24 protein-coding genes and 2 tRNA genes are annotated in these 24,259 nt (G+C 68.8%); 8 read left to right on the top strand and 18 right to left on the bottom strand.

Going from position 1 to position 24,259, the window contains the following annotated elements:
* Positions 1 to 34: 34 nt before the first annotated feature.
* The 4 genes from valS (at position 35) to ACYVGI_RS06040 (ending at position 3,934) form a co-directional block, all read left to right on the top strand.
* Positions 35 to 2,644, top strand: a complete 2,610-nt coding sequence (gene valS, locus ACYVGI_RS06055) for a valine--tRNA ligase (protein ID WP_460631748.1) — start codon at positions 35 to 37, stop codon at positions 2,642 to 2,644.
* Positions 2,641 to 3,087, top strand: a complete 447-nt coding sequence (locus tag ACYVGI_RS06050; protein WP_460631747.1) for a GNAT family N-acetyltransferase — start codon at positions 2,641 to 2,643, stop codon at positions 3,085 to 3,087. The genes valS and ACYVGI_RS06050 overlap by 4 nt, the downstream gene beginning before the upstream one ends.
* A gap of 113 nt (positions 3,088 to 3,200) precedes the next feature.
* Positions 3,201 to 3,665, top strand: coding sequence for a GNAT family N-acetyltransferase (locus tag ACYVGI_RS06045; protein ID WP_460631746.1), 465 nt, complete (start codon positions 3,201 to 3,203; stop codon positions 3,663 to 3,665).
* Complete coding sequence (locus ACYVGI_RS06040) at positions 3,665 to 3,934, top strand: hypothetical protein (protein WP_460631745.1); 270 nt, start codon at positions 3,665 to 3,667, stop codon at positions 3,932 to 3,934. Before ACYVGI_RS06045 ends, ACYVGI_RS06040 begins: the two co-directional genes overlap by 1 nt.
* A gap of 51 nt (positions 3,935 to 3,985) precedes the next feature.
* Here ACYVGI_RS06040 and ACYVGI_RS06035 read toward each other — a convergent pair whose 3' ends face one another.
* From ACYVGI_RS06035 to ACYVGI_RS06025, 3 genes are read right to left on the bottom strand one after another with little or no spacing between them, the layout of a single operon-like run.
* The gene (locus tag ACYVGI_RS06035) at positions 3,986 to 4,189 is read right to left on the bottom strand and encodes a hypothetical protein (protein WP_460631744.1); all 204 of its coding nucleotides are present in this window, start codon (positions 4,187 to 4,189) and stop codon (positions 3,986 to 3,988) included.
* Positions 4,186 to 5,463, bottom strand: a complete 1,278-nt coding sequence (locus tag ACYVGI_RS06030) for an MFS transporter (RefSeq protein ID WP_460631743.1) — start codon at positions 5,461 to 5,463, stop codon at positions 4,186 to 4,188. The genes ACYVGI_RS06035 and ACYVGI_RS06030 overlap by 4 nt, the downstream gene beginning before the upstream one ends.
* The gene (locus ACYVGI_RS06025) at positions 5,460 to 6,125 is read right to left on the bottom strand and encodes a helix-turn-helix domain-containing protein (protein ID WP_460631742.1); all 666 of its coding nucleotides are present in this window, start codon (positions 6,123 to 6,125) and stop codon (positions 5,460 to 5,462) included. The genes ACYVGI_RS06030 and ACYVGI_RS06025 overlap by 4 nt, the downstream gene beginning before the upstream one ends.
* Before the next feature lie 121 nt (positions 6,126 to 6,246).
* Here ACYVGI_RS06025 and ACYVGI_RS06020 point away from each other — a divergent pair, with 121 nt between their 5' ends.
* Entirely contained in the window at positions 6,247 to 8,283 is a 2,037-nt protein-coding gene (locus ACYVGI_RS06020; RefSeq protein ID WP_460631741.1) for a M3 family metallopeptidase, read from the top strand.
* A 67-nt stretch (positions 8,284 to 8,350) separates the two neighbouring features.
* Positions 8,351 to 9,637, top strand: a complete 1,287-nt coding sequence (locus tag ACYVGI_RS06015) for an ion channel protein (RefSeq protein ID WP_460631740.1) — start codon at positions 8,351 to 8,353, stop codon at positions 9,635 to 9,637.
* A gap of 120 nt (positions 9,638 to 9,757) precedes the next feature.
* Here ACYVGI_RS06015 and clpX read toward each other — a convergent pair whose 3' ends face one another.
* The 8 genes from clpX to ACYVGI_RS05975 all read right to left on the bottom strand — a co-directional run bounded on the left by clpX (position 9,758) and on the right by ACYVGI_RS05975 (position 16,590).
* Positions 9,758 to 11,032 carry an ATP-dependent Clp protease ATP-binding subunit ClpX gene (gene clpX, locus ACYVGI_RS06010; protein ID WP_460631739.1) on the bottom strand — a complete coding sequence of 425 codons (1,275 nt, stop codon included), beginning with the start codon at positions 11,030 to 11,032 and terminating at the stop codon, positions 9,758 to 9,760.
* A gap of 110 nt (positions 11,033 to 11,142) precedes the next feature.
* Complete coding sequence (locus ACYVGI_RS06005; protein ID WP_460631738.1) at positions 11,143 to 11,892, bottom strand: AAA family ATPase; 750 nt, start codon at positions 11,890 to 11,892, stop codon at positions 11,143 to 11,145.
* A 23-nt stretch (positions 11,893 to 11,915) separates the two neighbouring features.
* Positions 11,916 to 12,584 carry an ATP-dependent Clp protease proteolytic subunit gene (locus ACYVGI_RS06000; RefSeq protein WP_460631737.1) on the bottom strand — a complete coding sequence of 223 codons (669 nt, stop codon included), beginning with the start codon at positions 12,582 to 12,584 and terminating at the stop codon, positions 11,916 to 11,918.
* A gap of 25 nt (positions 12,585 to 12,609) precedes the next feature.
* Positions 12,610 to 13,200, bottom strand: a complete 591-nt coding sequence (locus ACYVGI_RS05995; protein ID WP_055893424.1) for an ATP-dependent Clp protease proteolytic subunit — start codon at positions 13,198 to 13,200, stop codon at positions 12,610 to 12,612.
* A 141-nt stretch (positions 13,201 to 13,341) separates the two neighbouring features.
* Positions 13,342 to 14,256 carry a DMT family transporter gene (locus tag ACYVGI_RS05990; protein WP_460631736.1) on the bottom strand — a complete coding sequence of 305 codons (915 nt, stop codon included), beginning with the start codon at positions 14,254 to 14,256 and terminating at the stop codon, positions 13,342 to 13,344.
* A gap of 159 nt (positions 14,257 to 14,415) precedes the next feature.
* Complete coding sequence (locus ACYVGI_RS05985; RefSeq protein ID WP_460631735.1) at positions 14,416 to 14,895, bottom strand: tetratricopeptide repeat protein; 480 nt, start codon at positions 14,893 to 14,895, stop codon at positions 14,416 to 14,418.
* A gap of 146 nt (positions 14,896 to 15,041) precedes the next feature.
* Positions 15,042 to 16,463 carry a trigger factor gene (tig, locus tag ACYVGI_RS05980; RefSeq protein WP_460631734.1) on the bottom strand — a complete coding sequence of 474 codons (1,422 nt, stop codon included), beginning with the start codon at positions 16,461 to 16,463 and terminating at the stop codon, positions 15,042 to 15,044.
* Between the two features lie 49 nt (positions 16,464 to 16,512).
* A tRNA-Pro gene (locus ACYVGI_RS05975) sits at positions 16,513 to 16,590 on the bottom strand.
* Between the two features lie 200 nt (positions 16,591 to 16,790).
* Here ACYVGI_RS05975 and ACYVGI_RS05970 point away from each other — a divergent pair.
* A tRNA-Gly gene (locus ACYVGI_RS05970) sits at positions 16,791 to 16,861 on the top strand.
* A 220-nt stretch (positions 16,862 to 17,081) separates the two neighbouring features.
* Here ACYVGI_RS05970 and ACYVGI_RS05965 read toward each other — a convergent pair.
* The 3 genes from ACYVGI_RS05965 to ACYVGI_RS05955 form a co-directional block, all read right to left on the bottom strand.
* Positions 17,082 to 17,294 carry an antitoxin gene (locus tag ACYVGI_RS05965; protein ID WP_055893386.1) on the bottom strand — a complete coding sequence of 71 codons (213 nt, stop codon included), beginning with the start codon at positions 17,292 to 17,294 and terminating at the stop codon, positions 17,082 to 17,084.
* A gap of 92 nt (positions 17,295 to 17,386) precedes the next feature.
* Positions 17,387 to 18,049: a response regulator transcription factor gene (locus tag ACYVGI_RS05960; RefSeq protein WP_460631733.1), complete on the bottom strand. Its 663-nt coding sequence runs from the start codon at positions 18,047 to 18,049 to the stop codon at positions 17,387 to 17,389.
* Between the two features lie 137 nt (positions 18,050 to 18,186).
* Positions 18,187 to 19,596: a sensor histidine kinase gene (locus ACYVGI_RS05955; protein WP_460631732.1), complete on the bottom strand. Its 1,410-nt coding sequence runs from the start codon at positions 19,594 to 19,596 to the stop codon at positions 18,187 to 18,189.
* A gap of 177 nt (positions 19,597 to 19,773) precedes the next feature.
* Here ACYVGI_RS05955 and ACYVGI_RS05950 point away from each other — a divergent pair, with 177 nt between their 5' ends.
* On the top strand, positions 19,774 to 20,256 hold the full coding sequence (locus tag ACYVGI_RS05950; protein WP_055893379.1) for a Dps family protein: 483 nt from the start codon (positions 19,774 to 19,776) through the stop codon (positions 20,254 to 20,256).
* 181 nt (positions 20,257 to 20,437) lie between these two features.
* Here the strand turns inward: ACYVGI_RS05950 and ACYVGI_RS05945 are convergent, their stop codons facing one another.
* The 4 genes from ACYVGI_RS05945 to ACYVGI_RS05930 are packed head-to-tail and all read right to left on the bottom strand — an operon-like array spanning position 20,438 to position 24,192.
* The gene (locus tag ACYVGI_RS05945) at positions 20,438 to 22,021 is read right to left on the bottom strand and encodes an amidohydrolase (protein ID WP_460631731.1); all 1,584 of its coding nucleotides are present in this window, start codon (positions 22,019 to 22,021) and stop codon (positions 20,438 to 20,440) included.
* Positions 22,022 to 22,035: 14 nt separating this feature from the next.
* On the bottom strand, positions 22,036 to 22,674 hold the full coding sequence (locus ACYVGI_RS05940; protein ID WP_460631730.1) for an FMN-binding negative transcriptional regulator: 639 nt from the start codon (positions 22,672 to 22,674) through the stop codon (positions 22,036 to 22,038).
* A gap of 55 nt (positions 22,675 to 22,729) precedes the next feature.
* Entirely contained in the window at positions 22,730 to 23,704 is a 975-nt protein-coding gene (locus ACYVGI_RS05935) for an Fpg/Nei family DNA glycosylase (RefSeq protein WP_460631729.1), read from the bottom strand.
* Positions 23,704 to 24,192, bottom strand: coding sequence for a ribose-5-phosphate isomerase (locus tag ACYVGI_RS05930; RefSeq protein WP_055893362.1), 489 nt, complete (start codon positions 24,190 to 24,192; stop codon positions 23,704 to 23,706). Before ACYVGI_RS05930 ends, ACYVGI_RS05935 begins: the two co-directional genes overlap by 1 nt.
* Positions 24,193 to 24,259 lie beyond the last annotated feature (67 nt).

Below are 24,259 nucleotides of genomic sequence, written 5' to 3'. Positions count from 1 at the left end.
CGACACGGTGCCGCATATAGCGAATCGGAGAACGATGAACGCCGCCAACCCGGTGCCGGAGAAGCCAGCCCTCGAGGGCCTCGAAGCCAAGTGGGGCGCCCACTGGCAGACCGCGGGAACCTACCTCTTCCCCCGGGATGCGGCCCTCGCCGCCGACCGTGAGTGCGTCTACTCGATCGACACGCCGCCGCCGACGGCGAGCGGTTCGCTCCACATCGGGCACGTCTTCAGCTACACGCACACCGACGTCGTCGCCCGCTACCACCGGATGCGCGGACAGCACGTCTTCTATCCGATGGGCTGGGACGACAACGGCCTGCCGACCGAGCGCCGCGTGCAGAACTACTACGGCGTCCGCTGCGACCCGACCCTGCCGTACGACGCGGACTTCGTCCCTCCGTTCGAAGGCGGAGACAACAAGAGCAGCAAGGCGGCAGACCAGAAGCCGATCTCGCGCCGCAACTTCATCGAGCTGTGCGAGCGCCTGACCGTCGAGGACGAGAAGCAGTTCGAGGCGCTCTGGCGCTCGCTCGGCCTCTCGGTCGACTGGAGCCAGACGTACCGCACCATCGGCCAGGAGGCGCTTCTCACCTCCCAGCTCGCGTTCCTCCGCAACATCGAGCGCGGCGAGGCGTACCAGGCCATGGCGCCGACGCTGTGGGACATCACGTTCCGCACCGCCGTCGCCCAGGCCGAGCTGGAGGACCGCGACCAGCCGAGCGCATACCACCGGGTGTCCTTCCACGGCGCGGACGGCCCGATCTGGATCGAGACCACCCGCCCAGAGTTGCTGCCCGCGTGTGTCGCCCTGGTCGCGCATCCGGATGACGAGCGGTACAAGCCGCTGTTCGGCACGACGGTCACCACGCCGGTGTTCGGCGTCGAGGTCCCCGTGCTCGCGCATCACCTCGCGCAGCCGGACAAGGGCTCCGGAATCGCGATGATCTGCACCTTCGGCGACATCACCGACGTCACCTGGTGGCGCGAGCTCGACCTGCCGAACCGCGCGATCATCGGCTTCGACGGCCGCATCGTGTCGGAGGCGCCGCTCGCCATCGAGACCGAGGCAGGCAAAACCGCGTACGCCGACCTGGCAGGCAAGACGGTGTTCTCGGCCAAGCAGGCCGTGGTCGAGCTGCTCCGGGCATCCGGCGACCTGGATGGCGACCCCAAGCCGATCCAGCACCCCGTCAAGTTCTTCGAGAAGGGCGACAAGCCGCTCGAGATCGTGTCGACCCGTCAGTGGTACGTGAAGAACGGCGCCCGCGACGAGGTGCTGCGCGCCCGGCTGATCGAGCTCGGCCGGAGCATCGACTGGCACCCCGACTTCATGCGCGTGCGCTACGAGAACTGGGTCGGCGGCCTCACCGGGGACTGGCTCATCTCGCGCCAGCGCTTCTTCGGCGTTCCCATCCCGGTCTGGTACCCGCTCGATGCGGACGGCAACCCGCTGTTCGACGAGCCGATCCTCCCGGCGCACGACCAGCTTCCCGTCGACCCGTCCTCGGATGCGGCCCCCGGGTTCGACGAGGCGCAGCGCAACCAGCCGGGCGGCTTCGTCGGCGAGCACGACGTGATGGACACCTGGATGACCTCCTCGCTCACTCCGCAGCTCGCCGGAGGCTGGAAGCGTGACGACGCGCTCTTCGACGCCGTCTACCCGTTCGACCTGCGTCCACAGGGCCAGGACATCATCCGCACCTGGCTCTTCTCGACCATGCTGCGCTCCGAGCTGGAGAACCAGGTCGCACCGTGGGCGCACACCGCGCTCTCCGGCTTCATCGTGGACCCTGACCGCAAGAAGATGTCCAAGTCCAAGGGCAACGTCGTCACCCCCGCCGACATCCTGGAGAAGCACGGATCGGATGCTGTGCGCTACTGGGCGGCGTCGTCCCGGCTCGGCACCGACGCAGCCTTCGACCCGCAGAACCCGACGCAGATCAAGATCGGGCGCCGGCTGGCGATCAAGATCCTGAACGCGGCGAAGTTCATCCTGGGCTTCGAGGCGACGGGAGCGGACGACATCGCGCTCGTCACCAGCCCGCTCGACCGGAGCATGCTGCAGAACCTGTCGACGGTGGTCTCCGACGCCACCACGGCGCTCGACGGCTATGACCACGCACGTGCGCTCGAAATCGCCGAGACCTACTTCTGGACCTTCTGCGACGACTATCTCGAGCTGGTCAAGGAGCGTGCGTACGGCGAGCCGAGCGCCGAGCAGACCTCCGCGGTCGTCGCCCTGCGCATCGCCCTGTCGGCCTTCCTGCGCCTGTTCGCACCGGTGGTGCCGTTCGCCACGGAGGAAGCGTGGAGCTGGTTCAACGACGGATCGGTGCACACCGCGGCGTGGCCGGCCGCCTCGGAGGTCGCGGGAGACTGGAGCGCAGACGCTGCCGTCCTCGGCATCGTCGGACGCGCGCTGACCGCCATCCGCGGCGCGAAGACCACCGCCAAGGCGTCCCAGCGCACGGCGGTCGACTCGGCCGTCATCGCGGGTCCTGAGACCGAGATCGCCGCCATCGAGAGCGCGGCAGGCGATCTGCGTTCGGTGGGCAAGATCGCCGAACTGCGTTTCGCAGCAGCCGATGAACTATCAGTGACCGATATCCTGCTGGCCCAGGCCCCGAGCGAGGAGGAACGATGACCGTGACGGTCCGACGTGTGGAAGACAATGAGTTCTTCACCTGGCTCGACCTCTACGCGGGGTACGGCGAGTTCTACGAGCAGCCGCTGACGGATGAGAAGGCTCTGCTGGTGTGGAGCTGGATCACCGACGCCGACAATGAGCTGGAGGCGTACTTCGCCGTCAACGAGGAGGGCACCCCGATCGGGCTCGCGCACGTCCGCGAGTTCGTGCGGCCCCTCGACGGCAGCCGCGGCCTCTACCTCGACGACCTGTTCGTCGCGAAGGATGCGCGCGGAGACGGCGCGGGAACAGCGCTCCTCGAAGCGCTGCGCGACCGCGCTCGCGAGCATGGCCTGTCCGTCGTGCGGTGGATCACCGCCAAGGACAACGAGACGGCTCGGCGCGTCTATGATCGCGTCGCCGAGAAGACCAAGTGGGTCACGTACGACCTCGTACCGTGAAGCGCTCGTGCGCATCCCGAACCCCCGGCGGCATCGACCGCTCGGGATGCGCGCGATAAGGTCGAAACACGCACAGAGACACAGCCGTGCGGGGAAGGCGAACGGAGGCACCCATGTCGATTGAGATCCGACCGGTCGCAGACGGCGATTTCTTCGCCTGGCTGGACCTGTACGAGAAGTACGCGGCGTTCTACGAGACCACGCTCACCGACCAGAAGGCTCTGCTGCTCTGGTCCTGGCTGACCGCCCCCGATCACGAGGAGGACGGCCTCGTCGCCGTCGACGACGGCCGCATCGTCGGCCTGGCGCACATGCGCGAGTTCGCCCGGCCCTTGGAGGGCGACCGCGGCCTGTTCCTCGACGACCTGTTCGTGGCGGAGGATCAGCGCGGAAAGGGCGTCGGACGCTCTCTGATCGCTGCGACGCGCGATCGCGCTCAGGAACGCGGGCTCGGCGTCGTGCAGTGGATCACCGCCCGCGACAACACCGAGGCCCAGCAGGTCTACGACTCGGTCGCGAGCCGCACGTCGTGGGTCACCTACGAGATCGACCTTCTCGCAGCGCAGGCGAGCGCCTGATGCAGTTGGGCACGCGCTGGTCGGTCGGCGCCGACGCTCCGAGCACGCTCCCCGAGGTGGTCGCGTACGCGGTCACCACCGTGGAGGAAGAGCTCGTGGCGACGGATGTGGTGACCGACGGCTGGAAATGGACGCTCACCTGGCTGGAGGGCAGCCCGGTGGTCGAGCTGGACGACGGAACGGTCATCCGGTTCAACCGCCAGGAGGACTCGGCGACCATCACGCAGCCGGTCCAGCAGGAGCCGGACGAGTTCGACCTCGAAGGCTGAGCCCGACCGGCACGGCCTGCGACTGCGGCTGCGACTGCGGCCTCGCGGCGGCTAGCGCGGAAGCTGCGGCAGGGCGCGGGCGGCGCCATCGCGCGTGCGCTCGACCGCTGCGAGCTGGTCGGCGTAGTGCGGCGCGGTGCGGAGCATCGCGCTGCGCACGCCCCACGCGGTGAGGGCGCTGCCGAACCTGATGGCGGTGCGCTGGGTCCAGGTGGCCTGGTGGATGCTGGGGACGGTGACTGCGAAGGCGGTCATGATCCGGTTCCTTCCGTTGCTGTTTCGGGCGCTGGCACGTGTGAGCCGGCGGAGAGCAGGAGCCGCACTGCGATGAGCGTCAGTGCGATGACGACGGCGCCGCCGATGACGAACGGCAGCCGGAGATCGATGCGGGCGACGAAGCCGCCGAGCACCGTGGCGATCGGGGTGAGTCCCCAGCCGATGGTGCGCACGATCCCCATCGCGCGGCCGAGCATGTCGTTCGGCACGATGGCCTGACGCAGCGCGCCCCACGGCACGTTCCAGACGGCGACCCCGAAGGCTCCCACCGCGTACGCGCCGATGGCGAAGACGACGTTCCCGGTCACGCCGACGCAGAGGATGCCTGTGCCGCTGACGAGCATCGAGCAGAACATCACGCGCCCCCGGCCGAACCGTTCGACCAGGCGGCTGGAGATGAGCGCACCGACCAGCGCGCCGACGCCGACGGCCGCCGTCACCACACCGATGAGCGCGGCGGGGACGGAGAACGTCTGGAGCAGGAGCAGGACGACACTGCCCTGCGCGAACGCGAGCGCGGATGCCGTGATCGAGGTGAGGACAATCATGGTCCGCAGGAACCGGTGGTGTACGAGGAACGAGACGACGGCGCGGAAGGTCGGACGGTCGGCAACGGCCTCGCCGTCGACCTCCGCACCCCTCCGGTATGCGCTGGCAGCGGCGGCGGGGATCGTGAGCGCGAGGAGACCGGCGATCAGGAATCCGCCTCCGGTGAGCCAGACCGGCAACACGATGGCCGCGGCGAACAGGAAGCCGGCGATCGGGGTCGCGATGAAGTTCTGCACGACGATCTCGGCCGACTGCATCCGCCCGTTCGCCCTGTCGAGCTGATCGCGGGTGACCAGACTCGGGACGACCGTGGTGGTCGCGTTGTCGAACACGGTCTCCCCCAGCCCGAACAGCAGCACGCAGCCGTAGAGCAGCCAGATCGTGAGCGCGTCTGTGGAGATGAGGACGGCGAGCAGGGCGGCGACGGCGAACCGCAGCGAGTTGGCGACCGCCATCGCGATCCGCCTGTCCACCCGGTCGAGCAGCATACCGGCCGGGATGCCGAACAGCAGCCAGGGCAGGAACGTCACGGCGCTGAGCCCCGCGATCAGGGCGGGGTCGCGGGTGAGTGTCGTCGCGATCAGCGGAACGGCCGTGCGGCCGATGCCGTCGGCGAGGTTGCTGGCGATGGCCGCCGTCCAGAGCCGGTTGAACCCGGCGCTCATGGGCGCGCGCGCGATCTTCTGCTCCGTCGCGGTGGTCATCGCTCACTCGCCTCCACAAGCGGGAAGGCGTTGAACTGCACCTGGACGCGCAGGCTGCCCTCCGGGCTCTCGCCGCCGCCGCTCGTGTCTGCGCCGCCGGTCGCGCGCCACTTCTCGCGCAGCCTGGCCTGCATGTCGTAGTACTCGCGGCCGAACTCGGCGAGCTGGTCGATGGTGAGCTGGAGGTGCGAGGTGGAGAGGGTGCTGGCCTGCATCCACTCGGTGCCGTAGACGTCGAGGCCGCGGCGCAGGAACGCGGTGAGGCGGCGTTCGTTGTTCTGCTGCCACTCGCGCGAGATCAGCTCGTTGGCCTCGCGGCCGGCCGGGGTGGCCAGCGTCTCCAGCGAACCGATGGTGACGCCGCCCGGCGCCATCTTCCACCAGCGCTCGCGGCCTGACCCTTTCTCGGCGTCCTCCACGATGATGCTGTGCTTGGCGAGCTGGCGCAGGTGGTAGCTGGTGGAGCCGCTCGACTCCCCCAGCCGCTCGGCGAGGCCGCTCGCGGTGGCGGGGCCGAAGTCGGAGAGTTCGTTCATGATCTCGACCCGCAGGGGATGCGCGAGCGCCCGCAGTGCCTCCATGCCCAGTGCGTCGTGCATGGGGTGGGAGATCGCCGGGGGCTTCTCCGTCTGCTGGGCTGCGTTCTCTTCGTCGGTGGCCATGGTGAGAGACTAGCAATGCAAAGACTTCTTTGCAAGCACTTCTTTGCAACCGTAGTTTTGCAACAGTTTGTTTGCATAGAGTTCTTTGCACGCCGGGCTTCGGCGGCCCTAGGCTGGATCAATGGCAGACACGAACCCGTTCCTCTCCCCCAGCACCCTCCCGTACCAGTTGCCGCCGTTCGCGGAGATCCGCGACGAGCACTACCGGCCCGCCTTCGACCGAGGTTTCGAGGAGCAGTTGACCGAGGTGGCGGCGATCACCGCATCCACCGCGGAACCCACCTTCGAGAACACACTCATCCCGCTGGAGCGGTCCGGTCAGACCCTGCAGCGCGTCGCCGAGGTCTTCTTCAACAAGAGCTCGTCCGACTCCAGCGACTTCACCAACGCACTCGAGGAAGAGATCGCTCCCCTGCTGGCGGCCCACCAGGATGCGATCCGCCTCGACCCCGTGCTCTACGGCCGCATCACGGCCGTCCACAACAGCCTGGATGCGCTGGACCTCGACGCCGAGTCCCGCTACCTGGTCGAGCGATACTACGACGAGTTCACGCTGGCCGGGGCAGGGCTCAGCGATGAGGACAAGGAGAAGCTGCGCGCGTACAACCAGCAGCTCTCCACCCTCACCACCCGGTTCGAGAAGAACCTGCTCGCCGACACGAACGACCTCGCCGTTGTCTTCGACGACCCTTCAGAGCTGGACGGCCTGGGCGACGGCGCGATCTCCGCTGCCGCCGAGGCGGCGAAGGAGCGGGGCCTGGACGGCAAGTACGTCGTCACCCTCGTGCTCCCCACCGGGCACCCGTTCCTCGCCGGGCTGACGAACCGCGACGTGCGCGAGCGCATCATGACCGCATCCCGTTCCCGCGGCATCCGCGGCGGCGAGAACGACAACAGGCAGCTCGTGCTCGACATCACCCGGCTGCGCGCCGAACGCGCCCGCCTGCTCGGCTTCGAGACGCACGCGGCGTACGTCACGGCCGACCAGACGGCCAAAACGCCGGAGGCCGTCGCCGCGATGCTCGGCCGCCTTGCGCCCGCCGCCGCCCGCAACGCGCTCACCGAGCAGGCCGACCTGCAGCGGCAGCTCGGCGACGGCAGCGAGCTGGCCGCCTGGGACTGGGCCTACTACACCGAGAAGGTGCGCCAGGCGACGTACGACATCGACGTCGCGGCCATGCGCCCGTACTTCGAGGCGGAGCGCGTGCTGCGCGACGGCGTCTTCTACGCCGCGACGAAGCTCTACGGCATCACCTTCGAGGAGCGGCCGGACCTGGTCGCGTACCACCCGGAGGCGCGCGTCTTCGAAGTTCGCAACGAGGACGGCTCGGAGCTCGGCCTGTACATCCTCGACCTCTACACGCGCGACTCCAAGCGCGGTGGAGCGTGGATGAATCCCCTGATCTCCCAGTCGGCACTGCTCGACTACCCGACGATCGTCGTCAACAACCTGAACGTGCCGAAGCCGGCGGCCGGCGAGCCGACCCTGCTCAGCTACGACGAGACGAACACGCTGTTCCACGAGTTCGGCCACGCCCTGCACGGGCTGTTCGCCCGGGTCACGTATCCGAAGTTCGCCGGCACCAACGTATACCGCGACTTCGTCGAGTTCCCCAGCCAGGTCAACGAGATGTGGATGCTCTGGCCGGAGATCCTGGAGAACTACGCAGTGCACAATGTCACAGGCGAGAGGATGCCGCAGGAGCTCGTCGACAAGCTGCACGAGTCCGAGGCGTTCAACGAGGGCTTCCAGACCAGCGAATACCTCGCCGCCGCCCTGCTCGACCAGGCCTGGCACGCGATCACCGCAGACGACACCGTCGACGACGTCGCCGCCTTCGAGGCGAAGGCCCTCGCGGCCGTCGGCCTCGACAACCCGGCCGTGCCGCCGCGCTACGCGAGCACGTACTTCGCGCACACGTTCTCCGGCGGCTACGACGCCGGGTACTACTCCTACATCTGGAGCGAGGTGCTGGATGCGGACACGGTCGCCTGGTTCACCGAGAACGGCGGCCTCAGCCGCGAGAACGGCGACCGCTTCCGTCAGCGCCTGCTGGGCGTCGGCGGCTCGAAGGACCCGCTGGAGGCCTACCGCGACTTCCGCGGACGGGACGCGGTGATCGAGCCGCTGCTCGAGCGCCGGGGGCTCGCCGGCTGATTTTCCGGCCCTAGTCCTCTCCCCGCGCTCTGCCATACGCTGAGGCCAGCGCGGGGAGGGGTACCGGATGACGTCGACTGTTCCTGAGCGGGAGGAGTCGCCGCTGCGGCTGCTGCTGGCGTTCAGCATCCCGGCCCTGCTGATCGGCGTGGTGTCTGCGCTGGTGCTCTGGGCCCTGGACGAGGCGGCCGCTCTGCTGCAGACCGGCCTGTGGTCCTGGCTGCCGTCGCTGCTGCACCTCGACGCGGACTCCGGCTGGTGGATCTTCACGGTCCTGACGTTCACGGGCGTGGCCGTCGGGCTCGCGGTCTGGCTGCTGCCCGGGCACGCGGGGCCAGACTCCGCGACCACGGAGCTCGTCTCGACGCCCATGAAGCTCACCGCTCTCCCCTCGCTGATGCTGGCGACCGTGCTCTCGCTCGCCGGTGGCGTCAGCCTGGGACCGGAGAACCCGATCATCGCCATCAACGCGAGTCTGCTGGTCGCCGTCGTCGCACGGCTCTGGAAGACGGTGCCTGCCCAGGTCGTGCTGCTGGTCGCCGCGGCGGGCACGATCGGCGCGATGTTCGGCACGCCCGTCGCGGCTGCTCTGGTGTTCACCGGGGTGGTCGCCGCGGCCAAGGGTCCCGGTGTGCTGTGGGACCGGCTGTTCCTCCCGTTGGTCGCCGCAGGGAGCGGGTCGCTCACGATGCAGCTCCTGCAGCATCCGCAGTTCGGCATCCCGTTGCCCGCCTACGGCGCCCTCACACCGCCGGACGTGCTCGCCGCGCTGGTGGTCGCGATCCTGGCCACGGGGATCGGCCTGCTCGGCGCGTGGGTGTTCCCGACCGTGCACCGCCTGTTCCACACGCTCCGGCATCCGCTGCTGATGACGGCGGCGGGCGGCATCGTCCTCGGGCTGCTCGGCGCGCTCGGCGGCCCGATCACGCTGTTCAAGGGCCTGGAGCAGATGGGCGAGCTGGTGTCCCATCGCAGCGAGTACTCGGCGTCGGCGCTGCTCGGGATCCTCGCCGTGAAGCTCGTCGCGTTGCTGGTCTCGGCGGGCTCCGGCTTCCGCGGCGGCCGCATCTTCCCCGCGGTGTTCCTCGGCGCGGCGGTGGGGCTGCTGGCGACGGCCGTCGTCCCGAGCATCCCGCCGGTGATCGCGGTGGGCGCCGGCGTCTTCGGCTTCACGTTCGCGATCTCACGCGACGGGTGGATCGCGATCTTCATCGCCCTCGCCGTCACCCAGAACGCGACCATTCTGCCGCTGCTCTGCCTGCTCATCCTGCCCACCTGGCTGATGATCACCAAGGCGCCCCAGATGCTCATCCGCACTCCGAACGAACCAGCAGCGCAGGCCGGAGTCGGCTAGTCACGTCGCTCCGGAATCTCCGTCCGAACGGAGAAACCGTCGCACGGCAGCCGAAACACCGTCCGAACGGAGAATCGGCGCGGCGTGTCGCCAGAATCTCCTCCGCAACGGAACCGGCTGTTACGCCGACTTCTCCTCGCGCCGCGGGCGGTGCGGGACGATCGTCGGCGCCGCGTTCTCGAGCACCGCTTCGCGGGTCACGACGACACGGGCGACCTCAGCGCTCGACGGCACCTCGAACATGATGGGCCCGAGGACCTCTTCCATGATCGCGCGCAGTCCGCGGGCGCCGGTCTTGCGGAGGACCGCGAGGTCGGCGATCGCTTCGAGGGCGGGCTGCTCGAAGTCGAGCTGAACTCCGTCGAGTTCGAACATGCGCTGGTACTGCCGCACCAGGGCGTTCTTCGGCACCGTGAGGATCTGCATCAGCGCATCCTGGTCCAGCGGCGTGACCGTGGTCACGACAGGCAGACGGCCGATGAACTCCGGGATGAGCCCGAACTTGTGCAGGTCTTCCGGCAGCACCTCGCTGAACAGGTTGACGTCGTCGCCCTTCGAGTGCAGTGGGGCGCCGAAGCCGATGCCCTTCTTGCCCGCACGCTGGGAGATGATGTCTTCCAGTCCGGCGAACGCACCGGCCACGATGAAGAGCACATTCGTGGTGTCGATCTGGATGAACTCCTGATGCGGGTGCTTGCGGCCGCCCTGCGGCGGGACGGAAGCCACCGTGCCCTCGAGGATCTTGAGCAGCGCCTGCTGCACGCCCTCTCCTGACACGTCGCGCGTGATCGACGGGTTCTCGGCCTTGCGGGCGATCTTGTCGACCTCGTCGATGTAGATGATGCCCGTCTCTGCCCGCTTGACGTCGTAGTCCGCGGCCTGGATGAGCTTCAGCAGGATGTTCTCGACGTCCTCGCCGACATAGCCCGCCTCAGTGAGGGCTGTCGCGTCGGCGACGGCGAACGGCACGTTGAGCCGCTTCGCCAGCGTCTGTGCCAGATAGGTCTTGCCGCAGCCCGTCGGGCCGATCAGCAGGATGTTGCTCTTGGCGATCTCGACGTCGTCCATCGCGTCCGCCGAGGTGATCGACGACTTGGCGCGAACGCGCTTGTAGTGGTTGTAGACAGCCACCGCCAGTGCGCGCTTCGCGGCCTCCTGGCCGATGACGTACTCCTCGAGGAACCCGAAGATCTCCTTGGGCTTCGGCAGGTCGAACTCGCCCGCCGCCTCTTCGCCTGCTTCGGCGAGTCGCTCTTCGATGATCTCGTTGCACAGCTCGACGCACTCGTCGCAGATGTACACGCCCGGTCCGGCGATCAGTTGCTGGACCTGCTTCTGGCTCTTGCCGCAGAAGGAACACTTGAGCAGATCGGCGCTTTCCCCGATGCGTGCCATCCCTCTCCCCTCCTTCTCAGGGTCTTTCCCGTCGAGCCTAACCTGTGGAAGCGACATTGGCGCGCACCTGGCCGCATTTGGTCACGCGCGCCACGCGCATCCCGTTCTGCTTACAGCAGATGGCGGAAGTAGCGCCCTGGCGCGTCGAGGAACGACCGCCAGTGCTGCACGATCTCCAGCTTCTCCCAGGTGCTCGTCCTCATGCCCCACTCGCCCACTTCCAGGATGCGCGCCCCCGGCAGCGCGGCGAGGATCGGCGAGTGTGTCGCGCACAGCACCTGCGTGCCGCGATCGACCATCTCGTTGAGGTTCGCCAGCCAGCGCAGCGACGACTCGAATGACAGCGCGGCCTCCGGCTCGTCGAGGCAGACCAGCCCGGCGACGTACTGCGGGTGGTTGAGCTTGTTCTCCAGCAGGTCGTTGAACGACTCGCCGTGGCTCAGGGAGTGCAGGTGCCTGTCCGGGCTGTCCGGCAGCGCTTCGAGGTAGGAGTAGTAGCCGTGCATGGTCTCCGCTCGCAGGAAGAACCCCCAGCGCGGCGCCGACGGGCTGCGCTCGACCATCAGCCAGTCGCCGAGCGGCGACTCGCTCGGGCGCGTCGAGTGCGATCCCTGGTTGCTCCCGCCCTCCGGCGGCAGGCCGTACGCGGCCGCGATGCCCTCCACGATGGTGGACTTGCCGCTGCCGTTCTCCCCCACCAGGAACGTCACGCCGGGCGCGAGTTCCAGACCGGTGCGGAGGAGCTGCGCGACCGCCGGGATGTTCGCCGGCCACGCATCCGGATCGTATGCGGCGTCGGCGTATGCCCTGACACGGCGAACGGGGCGACCGTCGTCCAGACGATCGCCCCATTCGTTCATCGCAGCAGGCTCGGGATGCTGTCTTACTTGACCAGCGCCGGGAGCGTCTTGCGGCTCGTCAGCACCTGGTCGATCAGGCCGTACTCCAGGGCCTCGGCCGCCGACAGGATCTTGTCGCGGTCGATGTCCTTGTTGACCTGCTCCTGCGAACGGTTCGAGTGGCGCGCGAGCGTCTCCTCGAGCCAGACGCGCATCCGCATGATCTCGTTCGCCTGGATCTCGATGTCGGACGCCTGCCCCTGACCGGCCTCGCCGACGGCGGGCTGGTGGATGAGGATACGGGCGTTGGGCAGCGCGAGACGCTTTCCCGGGCTTCCCGCGGCCGTCAGCACGGCCGCGGCGGATGCCGCCTGACCGAGCACGACCGTCTGGATCTGCGGGCGGATGTACTGCATCGTGTCGTAGATCGCCGTCATCGCGGTGAACGAGCCACCGGGCGAGTTGATGTACATGACGATGTCGCGGTCCGGGTCCTGGCTCTCGAGCACGAGGAGCTGGGCCATGATGTCGTCGGCCGATGCGTCGTCCACCTGCACGCCGAGGAAGATGATGCGGTCCTCGAACAGCTTGGCGTACGGGTCCTGGCGCTTGTAGCCGTACGCCGTGCGCTCTTCGAAGCTCGGGAGGATGTAGCGCGAGCCGGGAGCCTGGACCCCGTTGAACGCTTGACCGCCGAAGTTGGGGATGTTCATGTCGATTCCTATTCCTTCCGAGGTCTTACTTCTCGTCCGCGGTTCCGCCGCCGCCGACGACCTCGGTCGCCGTCTCACGGATGTGGTCGACGAAACCGTACTCGAGGGCCTCCTGCGCGGTGAACCAGCGGTCGCGGTCACCGTCCGCGTTGATCTGCTCGACGCTCTTGCCCGTCTGGGCCGCCGTGATCTCCGCGAGGCGCTTCTTCATGTCGAGGATGAGCTGCGCCTGAGTCTGGATGTCGCTCGCGGTGCCGCCGAAGCCGCCGTGCGGCTGGTGCAGCAGGACGCGTGCGTTCGGGGTGATGTACCGCTTGCCCTTGGTGCCTGCGGTGAGGAGCAACTGCCCCATCGATGCCGCCATGCCGATGCCGACGGTGACGATGTCGTTCGGGACGAACTGCATGGTGTCGTAGATGGCCATGCCGGCCGTGATCGACCCACCGGGCGAGTTGATGTAGAGGTAGATGTCGCGCTGAGCGTCCTCCGCGGCGAGGAGAAGCAGCTTTGCGGCGATCTCGTTCGCGTTCTCATCCCGGACCTCGGACCCGAGCCAGATGATGCGGTCCTTCAGCAGTCGGTCAAAAACACTGGGTTGCATGCCCATGTCGGCCATGTGTCGCTCCATTTCCTTGTCGCTTCGAACATGAATCTATCGGAGCCCGTGATGCATTTCCGGCCTGTTCGCCGTGGGCAGACGAGTGCGGCGTGTGTCGGGCGGTGCGTGCAGGTCTGTGCGTGCCGGGCGGCGCGCCGATCAACTCAGGGCGAGCATCGCCACGCCGCCGAGCACCACGACGGCTCCCGCCATCCGCTGTGCGGGCTTCGGTTCGCGGAGGATCAGCCACCCGGCCAGGCTCACGAGCACAACGCTGAGCTCCCGCGCAGGGGCGACGAGCGACACCGGAGCGAGCTGCACAGCGCTCAGCACCAGGATGTACGACAACGGAGACAGCACGCCGACGACGACCACCTGCCAGCGGAACCGCCGCCACACCGCCACGACCTCCGCGCTGCGCCGGAGGAGCACGGGCGCGAGCAGCACCACCTCGCCGAGGCTGCAGCCCACCATGAACGCGACCGGCGAGACGCCGAGGTCGTTGACCGTGAACGCATCCCACAGCGTGTAGACGGCGATCGTGACGCCGGTGAGCAGGCCGTAGAGGATGCCGGGTCCGAGCATCCCGCGCATTCCGAGCATCCCGCGCATCCCGCGCATCCCCGCACCGTGCATCCCGCGCAGGCCCGGCCGTCCCGTGCTGAGCCCGATGCCGACGATGCCGGCCACCACCACGGCCGCCCCCGCCAGGGCGAGCGCCGATGGATGCTCGTGGAACAGCACGATCGCGAACACCACGGACAGCAGCGGCCCCGTCCCCCGCGCCATCGGGTACACCACCGAGATGTCGCCGTGCGCATACCCGCGCTGCAGCACCCACATGTACCCGACGTGGATGACCGCGGACACGCCGGAGCCGAGGAGCATCCAGCGCAGATCGGCGCCGTTGATCGCAAGGTCGACCCCCGCGATCGGCAGCCACAGCACCGTGGATGCGATGGCGCCGAGCAGGATGAACGGCAACCCGCTGGCGCTCGCCCGCTTGGAGGCGAGATTCCAGGTGGCGTGCGCGAAAGCGGCGATCACGACGAGGGACAGGGCGACGGGCGACACAGGATCCTTTCGTTCGCCGCGATGGCACGGCGAAGGGATCCTCCGGGCTTTTGTCCTGTCAGATGACGGCGGCGCTGTGCGCTGCCGTGGTGCCGCTCGGACCAGACCTCCCGCGAACTCCTCCGGGGAACGGAACCCTAGGCACTGTCGAGGTCAACGCTACCGGGTGGTGAGGTCGCGCGCATAGTTCGCGACCGCGCGTCGGTACAGCGGGAGGTGTGGCGCGAGGGCGCCGACCGCCACCGCCTCGTCGTGCTTGCCCAGGTCGTGCAGGGCGAGGGCGAGGAATGCGCGTGCCGCATCCGCCAGTTCGTGCTCGGGATGCGCGGCCAGCTCCGCGCGCAGCAGTTCCACGCTCTCCCCCGCCCTACCGAGGTTGCGGAGGGTGCTCGCGAGCTGGATGACGGCTCGAGCCCGCTGCGGGTCGGCGAGACCGCCGGCGATGGATGCGCGGTAGAGCGGCTCGGCGTCGGCCTCGCGCCCGGCGTAATCGCGCGCGCCGGCGGCCTCGAAGAGCGCGGAGGGGTCGCCTGTCGGACGCGCGGCGACCAGTGCGTCGATGCGCGCGACGGTCTCCTCGTCGGAGGTCTCGGCCGCCGCATCCCACACCGCGTCGACCCTGTGCTGCCACTCGTCCATGGTTCCTCCCTCGGCCGTCACATCTAATGGACCATCTGCTGGTCCCGAATTGCCGCGTATCCACGCGTTGGTGCGGCAATTCGGGACCACTCGCTCGCGGGTACGCGAAAGGCCGGGCACTGTGTGCCCGGCCCGCGCGTGTGGTGCTACTTCTTCTCGGTAGCTGCCTTCTTCTTGGGAGCAGCCTTCTTCTTGGGCTTCTCGTCGGCCGGAGCCTCGTCAGCAGCGGCAGCCTCGTCGGCGGCCTCGTCAGCAGCGGCGGTCTCGGTCTCGGCGTCGGTCTCGGCGTCTTCCGGCGTGATGGTGAACTCGCTGAGGTCGACCTTCTTGCCGTTCGAGTCGACGACCTCGGCGCGGCTGAGGACGATGGTGAGGGCCTTGTTGCGGGCGACCTCTCCGACCATCGACGGGATCTGGCCGTTCTCGCTGAGGATCTTCACGAACTCGTTCGGGTCCATGCCGTACTGGGCGGCGCCCTGGATGAGGTACTGGCTCAGCTCGTCCTGATTGACCTTGACGTCTTCGACGCGGGCGATCTCGTCGAGCAGGATCTGGGTGCGGAAGGTCTTCTCGCTGGACTCGGCGACCTCTGCGCGGTGCACGTCGTCTTCGAGGCGGTTCTCCTGCTCGAGGTGGCGGTGCACCTCGTCCTCGACGAGCTGGGTCGGGACGGGGATCTCGACGAGGCCGAGAAGCTGCTCCAGAAGCTGGTCGCGTGCGGCGGTGCCCTGACCGAAGGTCTTGGAGCGCTCGACCTGCTCGCGCACGCTCTCGCGCAGCTCGGCGATCGTGTCGAACTCGCTGGCGATCTGCGCGAAGTCGTCGTCCGCTTCCGGAAGCTCGCGCTCCTTCACGGCGGTGAGGGTCACGGTGATCTGCGCGTTCTCACCCTCGTGGTCTCCACCCATGAGCGGAGCCTCGAACGTGGTGGTCTCACCGGCGGTGAGCGTGTCGAGCGCCTCGTCGATGCCCTCGATGAGCTCGCCGGAGCCGATCTCGTAGGAAATGCTGTTGGCGGTGTCGACCTCTTCGTCACCGATCACGGCGACGAGGTCGATCTGCGCGAAGTCGCCCTTCTTGGCGGGACGGTCGACGGTGACGAGCGTGCCGAAGCGGCTGCGCAGGCTGTCGAGCTCCTGGTCGACGTCCGCGTCGGAGATGTCTGCTGCGTCGACCGTGATCTTCAGGTCGTTGTAGGGCGGGAGCTCGATCTCGGGGCGCACATCCACCTCGATGGTGAGCAGCAGGTCGCCCGAGAAGTCCTTCTCGTTGGGCCACTCGGTGATGTCGGCCTCCGGGCGTCCGAGCGGACGAACGTCGTTCTCGTCCACGGCCTGACGGTAGAACCCGTCGAGCCCCTCGTTGACGGCGTGCTCGAGGACGGCGGCCTTGCCGACCCGCTGGTCGATGATCGCCGGCGGAACCTTGCCCTTGCGGAAGCCCGGGATGTTGACCTGCTCAGCGATGTGCTCGTAAGCGTGCTTGATAGACGGCTTGAGCTCCTCCGGCGTCACCGAGATGGTGAGCTTGGTGCGAGTGGGGCTCAGCTTTTCGACCGTGGTCTTCACGTTGTTGGCTTCTCCTGATAATTGAAACGATGTTCTCGTCGGACATGACTGGTCGGGGCGACAGGATTCGAACCTGCGACCTCCCGCTCCCAAAGCGGGCGCTCTAGCCAAGCTGAGCTACGCCCCGGGTTCGTTGCCACAACCCGCCCGGTCCGTTACCACGACGCGAACAAACGCGCCGGGGGCGAAAGACCACGCACGAGTCTACTGCACGCGCGTACATCGCCGCGCGCCGCCACCGTGACCACCGCGCGGCGCTGGCGTGGCGGTCGGAACCGGGCCCGAACCTGTACTACGATGTTCTGGTGCCCATCGCGAGATGGGAACGGGGATGTAGCTCAATGGTAGAGCCTCAGTCTTCCAAACTGATTACGCGGGTTCGATTCCCGTCATCCCCTCTCTAGAGGCGTTCTGACTGAGTTCACGCCGTCGTGTCCACACGGTTCTCCACAGCCAGCGCGCCTCGCGTCCACGAGACGCCAGTATCTGCGTCGCGAATCACGGTTTAGCCGCAGTTACTGGTATCTCGTCGTGGGCGGGGCCGCATCCACGCACGTGCGAAGCGGCCGGTCCCTGTAAAGGGAACCGACCGCTTCGCACGTGCACAGCGCGGCGGGACTACTCCGTCCCCACCGCCTTGTCGGCCGCGTCGCGGGCTCCATCGATCTGCGACTCGAACTTGCCTCCCGTGACCTTGTTGGCCGCGTCGGCGACGCCGTCGAGGAGCTTGTCGCTGATGTCTTCGGCCTGCTCGCTCTTCAGAGCGTTCTTGACCTGGTCGCTGTCGAGGAACTCTTTCGCCTTGTTGGTGATGTCGTCCAGTCCGGCCATGGGGCACCTACTTTCATCCGAGGGATCGAAGTGCCTTCATTCTGGTGCCGCTGTCCGCGCACGGCAAGCGTCAGCGCCGCCTCCGCGCCGCGTCAGCGCTGCAGGAACGCCAGCACCGCCAGCACCCGGCGGTGGTCGTCTCCCGAATCCTCCAGGGCGAGCTTCTGGAAGATCGACGTCACGTTCTTCTCCACCGCTCCCACGCCGATCACCAGCCGCTGGGCGATTCCCGCGTTCGTCCTGCCCTCGGCCATCAACTGCAGCACCTCGCGTTCGCGCGGTGTCAGCGACTCCAGCGGGTTGGTGCGCCGCACGAGAAGTTCCCGCACCACCTGGGGGTCGAGGACCGTGCCTCCGTCTGCGACGCGGGTGACCGCATCCCGCAGCTCGTCAAGGGAGGCGATGCGGTCTTTCAGCAGGTAGCCTGTGCCGCCCTGGCCGCTCGCGAGGAGTTCCTGGGCGTATGTGCCCTCGACGTACTGACTGAGCAACAGCACGCCGATCTCCGGATGCGTGGCCCGCAGCGCGAGCGCGGCGCGCACGCCCTCGTCGCGGAAGGTCGGCGGCATCCGCACGTCGAGCACCGCCACGTCCGGGGCGAGCGAGCCGACAGCCGCGAGGAGCGCATCCGCGTCTCCGTAGGCGCCGACCGTCTCGAAACCGGCCTCGTCGAACAGGCGCACCAGGCCTTCGCGCAGCAGCACGGAGTCGTCGGCGATGACCAGGCGAAGGCTGGTGCGGTCACTCGGAGTCACCCCACCAGCCTAGAGCCGGCAAGTGGGGCGGCGGCAAGCGGGGCGGCGGGAAAGCGCGGCGGCGGCAAGCGCGGCGGCGGCAAGCGCGGCGGCGGCGCGCACCCAGTGGATGCACGCCGCCGCCAGCACGTCGCTCCCTACACCGGGATGCGGGCCCCGATCCGCGTCGGCCCGCCCGCCGGGCTGTCCACCACGAACTCGCCGCGCAGCCCGCGCACCCGCTCGTCGAGGCCCGCGAGCCCGTGGCCTGCGACCGCGGACGCTCCCCCGGAGCCGTTGTCCGTCAGCCACACGCTCAGCCACGCCGCCCCGGTCGCCTGGTCGACCGTGCGGTCGAGGAACAGCCGCGCCTCCGTCGCACCGGAGTGCTTCGCGAGGTTCGCGGACAGTTCGGCGGCAACGAAGTACACGCTGCGTTCCAGCTCGGGCGAGAACCGTGTGCCAGGCTGCAGCGTCGACTCCACCCGCAGCGGGATGGGGCTGCGCGCTGCGAGCGAGTCGACCGCGGCGACGAGTCCCCTGTCCTGCAGGATCGGCGGGGCGAAGCCGCGGGACAGCGCACGCAGCTCCTCCAGGGTGTCGTGCGCCTGCTGGCCGGCCTCCGCGAGGATGGCGCGGGCAGCGTCCGGGTCGTCGTCGAGTTTGCGCTCTGCGGCCGCGATGTCCATCTGCAGCCGGACGAGCCGCTGCTGCGGGCCGTCGTGGAGGTCCCGTTCCAGCCGGCGCAGGGCCTGGTCCTCGGCGACGACGGCTGCACCACGGGATGCGGACAGGTCTGCCACCTCTCGCTGCAGCGCCTCGGAACGCCACGCCCCGAGCATCCCCTGAGCGATGACCCCGTGCAGCGCGGTCAGGCCGCGGGTGACGAAGGGCAGGGTGACGGCGAAGACGACACCGACGATGAGTTCGAGGATCGCGTCGCCGACGCGCGGGTCGAAGGTCGAGTGGATGCCGAACGTCCAGTCGGCGACGACGCGGGAGAGGAAGAAGTCGCGGTCGCCGTTCGGGATGAACCGCTCCCAGAACCACGCCGTCAGTCCGCCGAGGGCGATAGACGCCCAGACGACGGTGAGCGTCCACGAGACGATGCTGACGATCGGGTTGATGATCAGGGTGTGCAGCAGGTACAGCCAGTAGTGGCCATTGACGAACGGCCCGAACATCGCGCGCCAGAAGGTCTGCGGCCGGTTCGGCTCCGTCCACTGCGGCTCGGCGATCGCCGGGCGACCGGCCCAGCGCAGGCGCACGATCTCCAGCGTTCCGAAGGCGCGGACGACGTAGAAGGCGGCGATCAGCACGAACAGCCCGACATAGATGACGATGGTGCCGACGCCGGTCCAGAACAGGGTCAGGCCGACGGACATGCCGACGATCGCGATGGGCATGGTCAGCAGCAGGAATCCCAGCTCGCGCGGAACGCCGCGCCAGAGGGCGCCGTAGCCCCGCCGGGGAGCTGTGGATGCGGTCGGCCGCAGGTCGGGGGTGCTCACAGCATCCAGAGTGCCAGATGTCGCGGCGGCGCGGACGGGAGGGGTGTCGGTGCTCATGGTGTGGTCTCCTTCGTGTTCCTCCAGCCTCCCGAAGCCGCGCCGTCGCAGGTATCGGGCGGCCGCCCGAACCGGTGCGGGGGTTATCCCACCCTTAGTTAGCGGAGGCTCAGCTTCGTTGCGGAATTCTCGTGGACGCGTAGCGTTGTCACCAGTCAGCAGAAAGGACGCCAACCCATGACGGACATCGCCGCAACCCAGAGTGTTTCGAACCCCGACGTCGCCGCCGGAGTCGCCCAGTTCCTGAGCCCCGTGGTCATCGACCTCACCGCCCTCGTCGTCAACGGCAAGCAGGCCCACTGGCATGTGCGCGGAGCCAACTTCATCGGCGTGCACGAGCTGCTCGACGTCATCGTCGACCACGCCCAGGAGTGGGCGGACCTCGCCGCGGAGCGCATCGTCGCTCTCGGCCTTCCCGTCGACGCCCGCCTCGGCACGGTCGCTGCCAAGACAAGCACGACCGAGCTCACCGCGGGCTTCCGCCAGTCGAACGACACCATCGCCGAGGTCATCGGCCAGATCGATGCGGCTCTCGCCAATGTGAACGCCGCCGTCAAGGAGCTCGACGAACTCGACCAGACCAGCCAGGACATCGCCATCGAGATCGCGCGCGGCCTCGACAAGGACCGCTGGTTCCTGTTCGCGCACATCAGCAAGTAGCGCGAAGCCGCCCGCGGCTCACGCGCACGGAACGGCCCTGGATCGCCCGACGATCCGGGGCCGTTCCGCGTCCCGGGATGCGACGGCACGACGAGATGCCAGGAACTGCGAGCGCGCGCGGCGTGGTGGCCGCAGTTGCCGGCATCTCGTGACCGGCGCCGTGCGTGACGCAACCGGCCGGCTACGCCCAGGCGAGCGTGTCGTGCGTGAAGCGCCCGGCCAGCAGCGTCGCCACCACGGGCATCCCGCGCAGCTCGGCGGCCAGGCAGGTGAACGGGTCGGCGTCGAGCACGGCGATGTCGGCGGGCTCGCCCACGCGGATGCTCGACCGGGTGGATGCGCGAAGTGCCGCCTCCCTGGACAGCGCCTGCTCCGGGTGCCACGGCGCCCTGCCGTCGCGTGAGCGGGTGACGGCGGCCGACAGCGCGATCCACGGGTCGAGCGGCGCGACGGGCGCGTCGGAGCCGAACGCGATGGCGGCGCCGGAGGCGTGCAGCTCTGCCAGCGGGAACGCGCGGTCGGTGCGACCAGCCCAGAGGGCGTCCGCGACGTCACGGTCATCCATCGCGTGCTCCGGCTGGACGCTCGCCGTGACGCCGAGCCGGGCGAAGCGCGGAACGTCGGCGACCGAGACCAGTTGCGCGTGCTCGATCCGTCCACGGCAGCCGACCGCCTCGAAAGCGTCCAGCGCCAGCGTGTTCGCGCGGTCGCCGATGGCGTGAACGGTCGGCTCGATGCCGCTGGAGGATGCGCGGCGCATCCACTGGACGAGTTCGGCGTTGGTGAGGTTGGCGACGCCGTGGCCGCCATCCGGGTACGCGTCCACGCACAGCGCGGTGCGCGTGTTGAGAGAGCCGTCGCTGATGATCTTCGCCGGACCCACCGTGAGCAGGCCATCGGTGCCGTCGACGATGTCGCCCGTGCGCAGACCGGCCGCGATGGCGCGCTCCAGGTCGTCCGGGTAGGTCCCGAACTCGACCCGCAGCGCCGCGCCCGAACCGGTGGATGCGCCCGAACCGGTGGATGCGGACCACGCCGCCATCCTGCGCTGCCAGACCTCGAGGTTCCAGCCGTACTCGAGGTCGACGATCCCCACCACGCCGCGCGCCGCGGCCTCAGCAGCCGCCTCGGCGGCCCACCGGTCGACGGTGGCGTCGTCGGCCGCGGCGAGCATGGTGGTGACGGCGAAGCTCGCGTCCTCGCGCAACACGGCCGCGGACGGGTCGTCTGCGGTGCCGGGCGCGAACCGGCGTGCCGCCGCCGTGCTCAGCCACGAGCAGTGCAGGTCGCCGGCGATCAGGACCACAGCGCGGCCGTCCGCCGCCGCATCCAGGAGCTCGCGGGTGGGCTGATCGGTCCAGAGCGCGTCGTGGAACCCGAAGCCGACCAGCGGCTCCGCCTGCGCGCGCTCCGCGTCCTCCGCCGCGATGCGGGCGCGCACGAGGTCGGCCGCCTCCGCCGCCGACCTCGCACGCGACAGGTCGAGCCGCCTGGCGGTCTGCGCCCACTGGGTGAAGTGCACGTGCTGGTCCCACAGCCCGGGCACGATCCACCTGCCGTCGAGTCGCACCCGCCGAACGGCCTCCCCGGAACCTGCTTCCCGCACAGGCGCAGTGCCGACGTCGCCGACGGCCGCGATCGCCCCGTCGCGCAGCAGCACGTCGTGCTCGCCGTCCACGCCGGGCAGGCGTGCGCCGGAGAGGAGCAGCGGTTCCTGTCCCGGAGCCCGCGCCGCGCGCCGCGACCCCGGCGGGCTCGTCGGCACGCTCCCCTGCCGCGTCACCGCGCCGCGCGCATCCGGTCGTGCACCCTGCGCATCTCCGCGGCCAGGTCGCGGCTGGCGTAGACGCCGTCGCCTTCGAGCTCTCCGATGATCCTGTCGACCGTATCGGCCGGCTTGTTCTGGCTGAGCTTGCTCTTCGCGACGATCTTCGATGGCGTCAGGCGCATCCCGACCGTGCCGGAGGAGATGCGCTGCGCGTACGCCGCATCGCCCGGTGCGGCGAGCATCCGGCGCGGTTCTGGCACCCTGTCCTCGAAGTGGTCGACCAGTCTGCCGAGCACCTCGAAGTTCTCCTCGTCGCTGAGGATCTCCGGCACGCCGCTCAGGTGCGCCGCCGTGAAGTTCCAGGTGGGCACGGCGGGGTTCGCGTCGTACCAGCCGGGCGAGATGTAGCCGTGCGGACCCTGCACCACCACGAGGATCTCGTGCTGCCCGAGCTCGTGCAGCAGATCGTCCGGGCGCCCGACGTGCGTGACGATGGACAGCTCGTCGCGCGTCTCGTCCACCAGGATCGGGTAGTGCGAGGCGACCAGCCCCTCCGCGGTGTCGCTCACGATCGTCGCCCACGGGTTCAGGCGGATCAGCCGCTTGATCTCCTCCACGTCGGCGAGGGCGAAGCTCGGGTTCTGTCTCATCGTCGGTCTCCGGTCGGGGTCAGCGGGATCAGCGCGGCCGGCACTGTCAGCGGGGTCAGGCCTGGTCCTTCGGGCACCAGTACAGTTTGCGCCCTCCCAGCAGCTCCATCACGATGTGCGTTCCGCACACCCGGCACGGCAGGCCCTCGCGCTTGTACACCCAGTGCCGGTCTTCGCGGCTCGCCATCGCCTTGCGATAGCTCTCGGGGTCGAGGTCGTCCATGGTCATCATCTGACCGGTCTCGACGCCGATCCGCAGCAGCGTCGCCCAGTCGCGCCAGAGGGCCCGGGCCGTGTCCTCCTGCACCAGCTTGCCCGGGGTGTGCGGGTTGAGGCGGGCGCGGAACAGCAACTCTGCCCGGTAGACGTTGCCGATGCCGGCCACGACGTTCTGGTCCATCAGCAGCAGAGCGATCGAGGTCTGCTTCTTCCGGACGGCCGAGACGAAACGGTCCTCCGCCGCCTGGTCGTGCTGCAGGAGAGGATCGGGGCCGAGTTTGGCGATCACCGCATCCACCTGCGCAGGGTCGAGGACTTCGCACGCGGTCGGTCCGCGCAGGTCGGCGACAGCGGTGTCGCTCAGGAGGCGCACCCGCACCTGCCCGATGGGCTCCGGCGGGAACGTGGTGATCTCGTCCTCCACCTTCTCCGACTCCGCCATGCGCAGCCGCGTGCGCCTCGGAGCTCCGATGCTCTGCAGGGAGTTCTCGCCCGCGTCGTCGAGCACCGTTCCGCGCTGGTTGGTCTGCCCCATCCGGCCGTTCGCCGCCGCGATGGTCGGGTCGACGCTGATGTCGCCCGCGAAGTCCCACGCCCCGTAGATGCCCAGGTGGATGCGCAGCCAGAGCCCGTTGTCGAACTCCAGGAACATCTGCTTGCCCACCGCGCGGGCGTCGGTCATCACCTGACCGTCGATACGCGAAGCCCCCTCGGCGAACCGCCCCTGCGGCGACGACACGGCGATGCGGTGCCCGACGAAGTTGGTGGCGAACTGGCGGGCGATGCGATGGACGGAGTGACCCTCGGGCATCAGTGATCCACGTTCTTGCCCGCGATGTCTCCCGTCGCCTCGAACTCGGCGAGCTGGGCGATGCGTCGGACGTGCCGCTCCTCCAGCGAGAAGGGCTCGGCGATGAACACGTCGATGAAGCGCGTCGCCTCCTCGACCGTGTGCTGCCTGGCGCCGATGGAGATGACGTTGGCGTCGTTGTGCTGACGGGCGAGCTGCGCCGTGCTCTCGTTCCAGACGAGGGCGGCACGGGCGCCGATCACCTTGTTGGCCGCGATCTGCTCGCCGTTGCCAGAGCCGCCGAAGACCACGCCGAGCGCCTCGACGCCCGCCTGCTGGTCGGCGACGACCGCCTTGGCCGCGTTGATGCAGAACGCGGGGTAGTCGTCGATCGGGTCGTAGCTCTGCGGGCCGTGGTCGACGACGTCGTGACCGGCCTCCGCGAGGTGGGCCTGAAGGTGGGTGCTGAAGTCCAGACCGGCGTGGTCGGTGGCGATGTGGATGCGCATGGGACCAGTTTAGGGAGAGCCACCGACGCCGCAGGACCCTCCGCCGCCGATGCGTCTAGGGTTGTCC

The sequence above is a fragment of the Leifsonia lichenia genome (genome assembly GCF_054780215.1).
Note: the sequence above shows the minus strand (reverse complement) of the source record. Positions and strands in the feature narration are given on the sequence as shown.

Bases quoted from the DNA above. Each gene is read 5' to 3' on its own strand.
- valS (WP_460631748.1), top strand. From the start codon at position 35: ATGAACGCCGCCAACCCGGTGCCGGAGAAGCCAGCCCTCGAGGGCCTC.
- ACYVGI_RS06050 (WP_460631747.1), top strand. From the start codon at position 2,641: ATGACCGTGACGGTCCGACGTGTGGAAGACAATGAGTTCTTCACCTGG.
- ACYVGI_RS06045 (WP_460631746.1), top strand. From the start codon at position 3,201: ATGTCGATTGAGATCCGACCGGTCGCAGACGGCGATTTCTTCGCCTGG.
- ACYVGI_RS06040 (WP_460631745.1), top strand. From the start codon at position 3,665: ATGCAGTTGGGCACGCGCTGGTCGGTCGGCGCCGACGCTCCGAGCACG.
- ACYVGI_RS06035 (WP_460631744.1), bottom strand. From the start codon at position 4,189: ATGACCGCCTTCGCAGTCACCGTCCCCAGCATCCACCAGGCCACCTGG.
- ACYVGI_RS06030 (WP_460631743.1), bottom strand. From the start codon at position 5,463: ATGACCACCGCGACGGAGCAGAAGATCGCGCGCGCGCCCATGAGCGCC.
- ACYVGI_RS06025 (WP_460631742.1), bottom strand. From the start codon at position 6,125: ATGGCCACCGACGAAGAGAACGCAGCCCAGCAGACGGAGAAGCCCCCG.
- ACYVGI_RS06020 (WP_460631741.1), top strand. From the start codon at position 6,247: ATGGCAGACACGAACCCGTTCCTCTCCCCCAGCACCCTCCCGTACCAG.
- ACYVGI_RS06015 (WP_460631740.1), top strand. From the start codon at position 8,351: ATGACGTCGACTGTTCCTGAGCGGGAGGAGTCGCCGCTGCGGCTGCTG.
- clpX (WP_460631739.1), bottom strand. From the start codon at position 11,032: ATGGCACGCATCGGGGAAAGCGCCGATCTGCTCAAGTGTTCCTTCTGC.
- ACYVGI_RS06005 (WP_460631738.1), bottom strand. From the start codon at position 11,892: ATGAACGAATGGGGCGATCGTCTGGACGACGGTCGCCCCGTTCGCCGT.
- ACYVGI_RS06000 (WP_460631737.1), bottom strand. From the start codon at position 12,584: ATGAACATCCCCAACTTCGGCGGTCAAGCGTTCAACGGGGTCCAGGCT.
- ACYVGI_RS05995 (WP_055893424.1), bottom strand. From the start codon at position 13,200: ATGGCCGACATGGGCATGCAACCCAGTGTTTTTGACCGACTGCTGAAG.
- ACYVGI_RS05985 (WP_460631735.1), bottom strand. From the start codon at position 14,895: ATGGACGAGTGGCAGCACAGGGTCGACGCGGTGTGGGATGCGGCGGCC.
- ACYVGI_RS05965 (WP_055893386.1), bottom strand. From the start codon at position 17,294: ATGGCCGGACTGGACGACATCACCAACAAGGCGAAAGAGTTCCTCGAC.
- ACYVGI_RS05955 (WP_460631732.1), bottom strand. From the start codon at position 19,596: ATGAGCACCGACACCCCTCCCGTCCGCGCCGCCGCGACATCTGGCACT.
- ACYVGI_RS05950 (WP_055893379.1), top strand. From the start codon at position 19,774: ATGACGGACATCGCCGCAACCCAGAGTGTTTCGAACCCCGACGTCGCC.
- ACYVGI_RS05940 (WP_460631730.1), bottom strand. From the start codon at position 22,674: ATGAGACAGAACCCGAGCTTCGCCCTCGCCGACGTGGAGGAGATCAAG.
- ACYVGI_RS05935 (WP_460631729.1), bottom strand. From the start codon at position 23,704: ATGCCCGAGGGTCACTCCGTCCATCGCATCGCCCGCCAGTTCGCCACC.
- ACYVGI_RS05930 (WP_055893362.1), bottom strand. From the start codon at position 24,192: ATGCGCATCCACATCGCCACCGACCACGCCGGTCTGGACTTCAGCACC.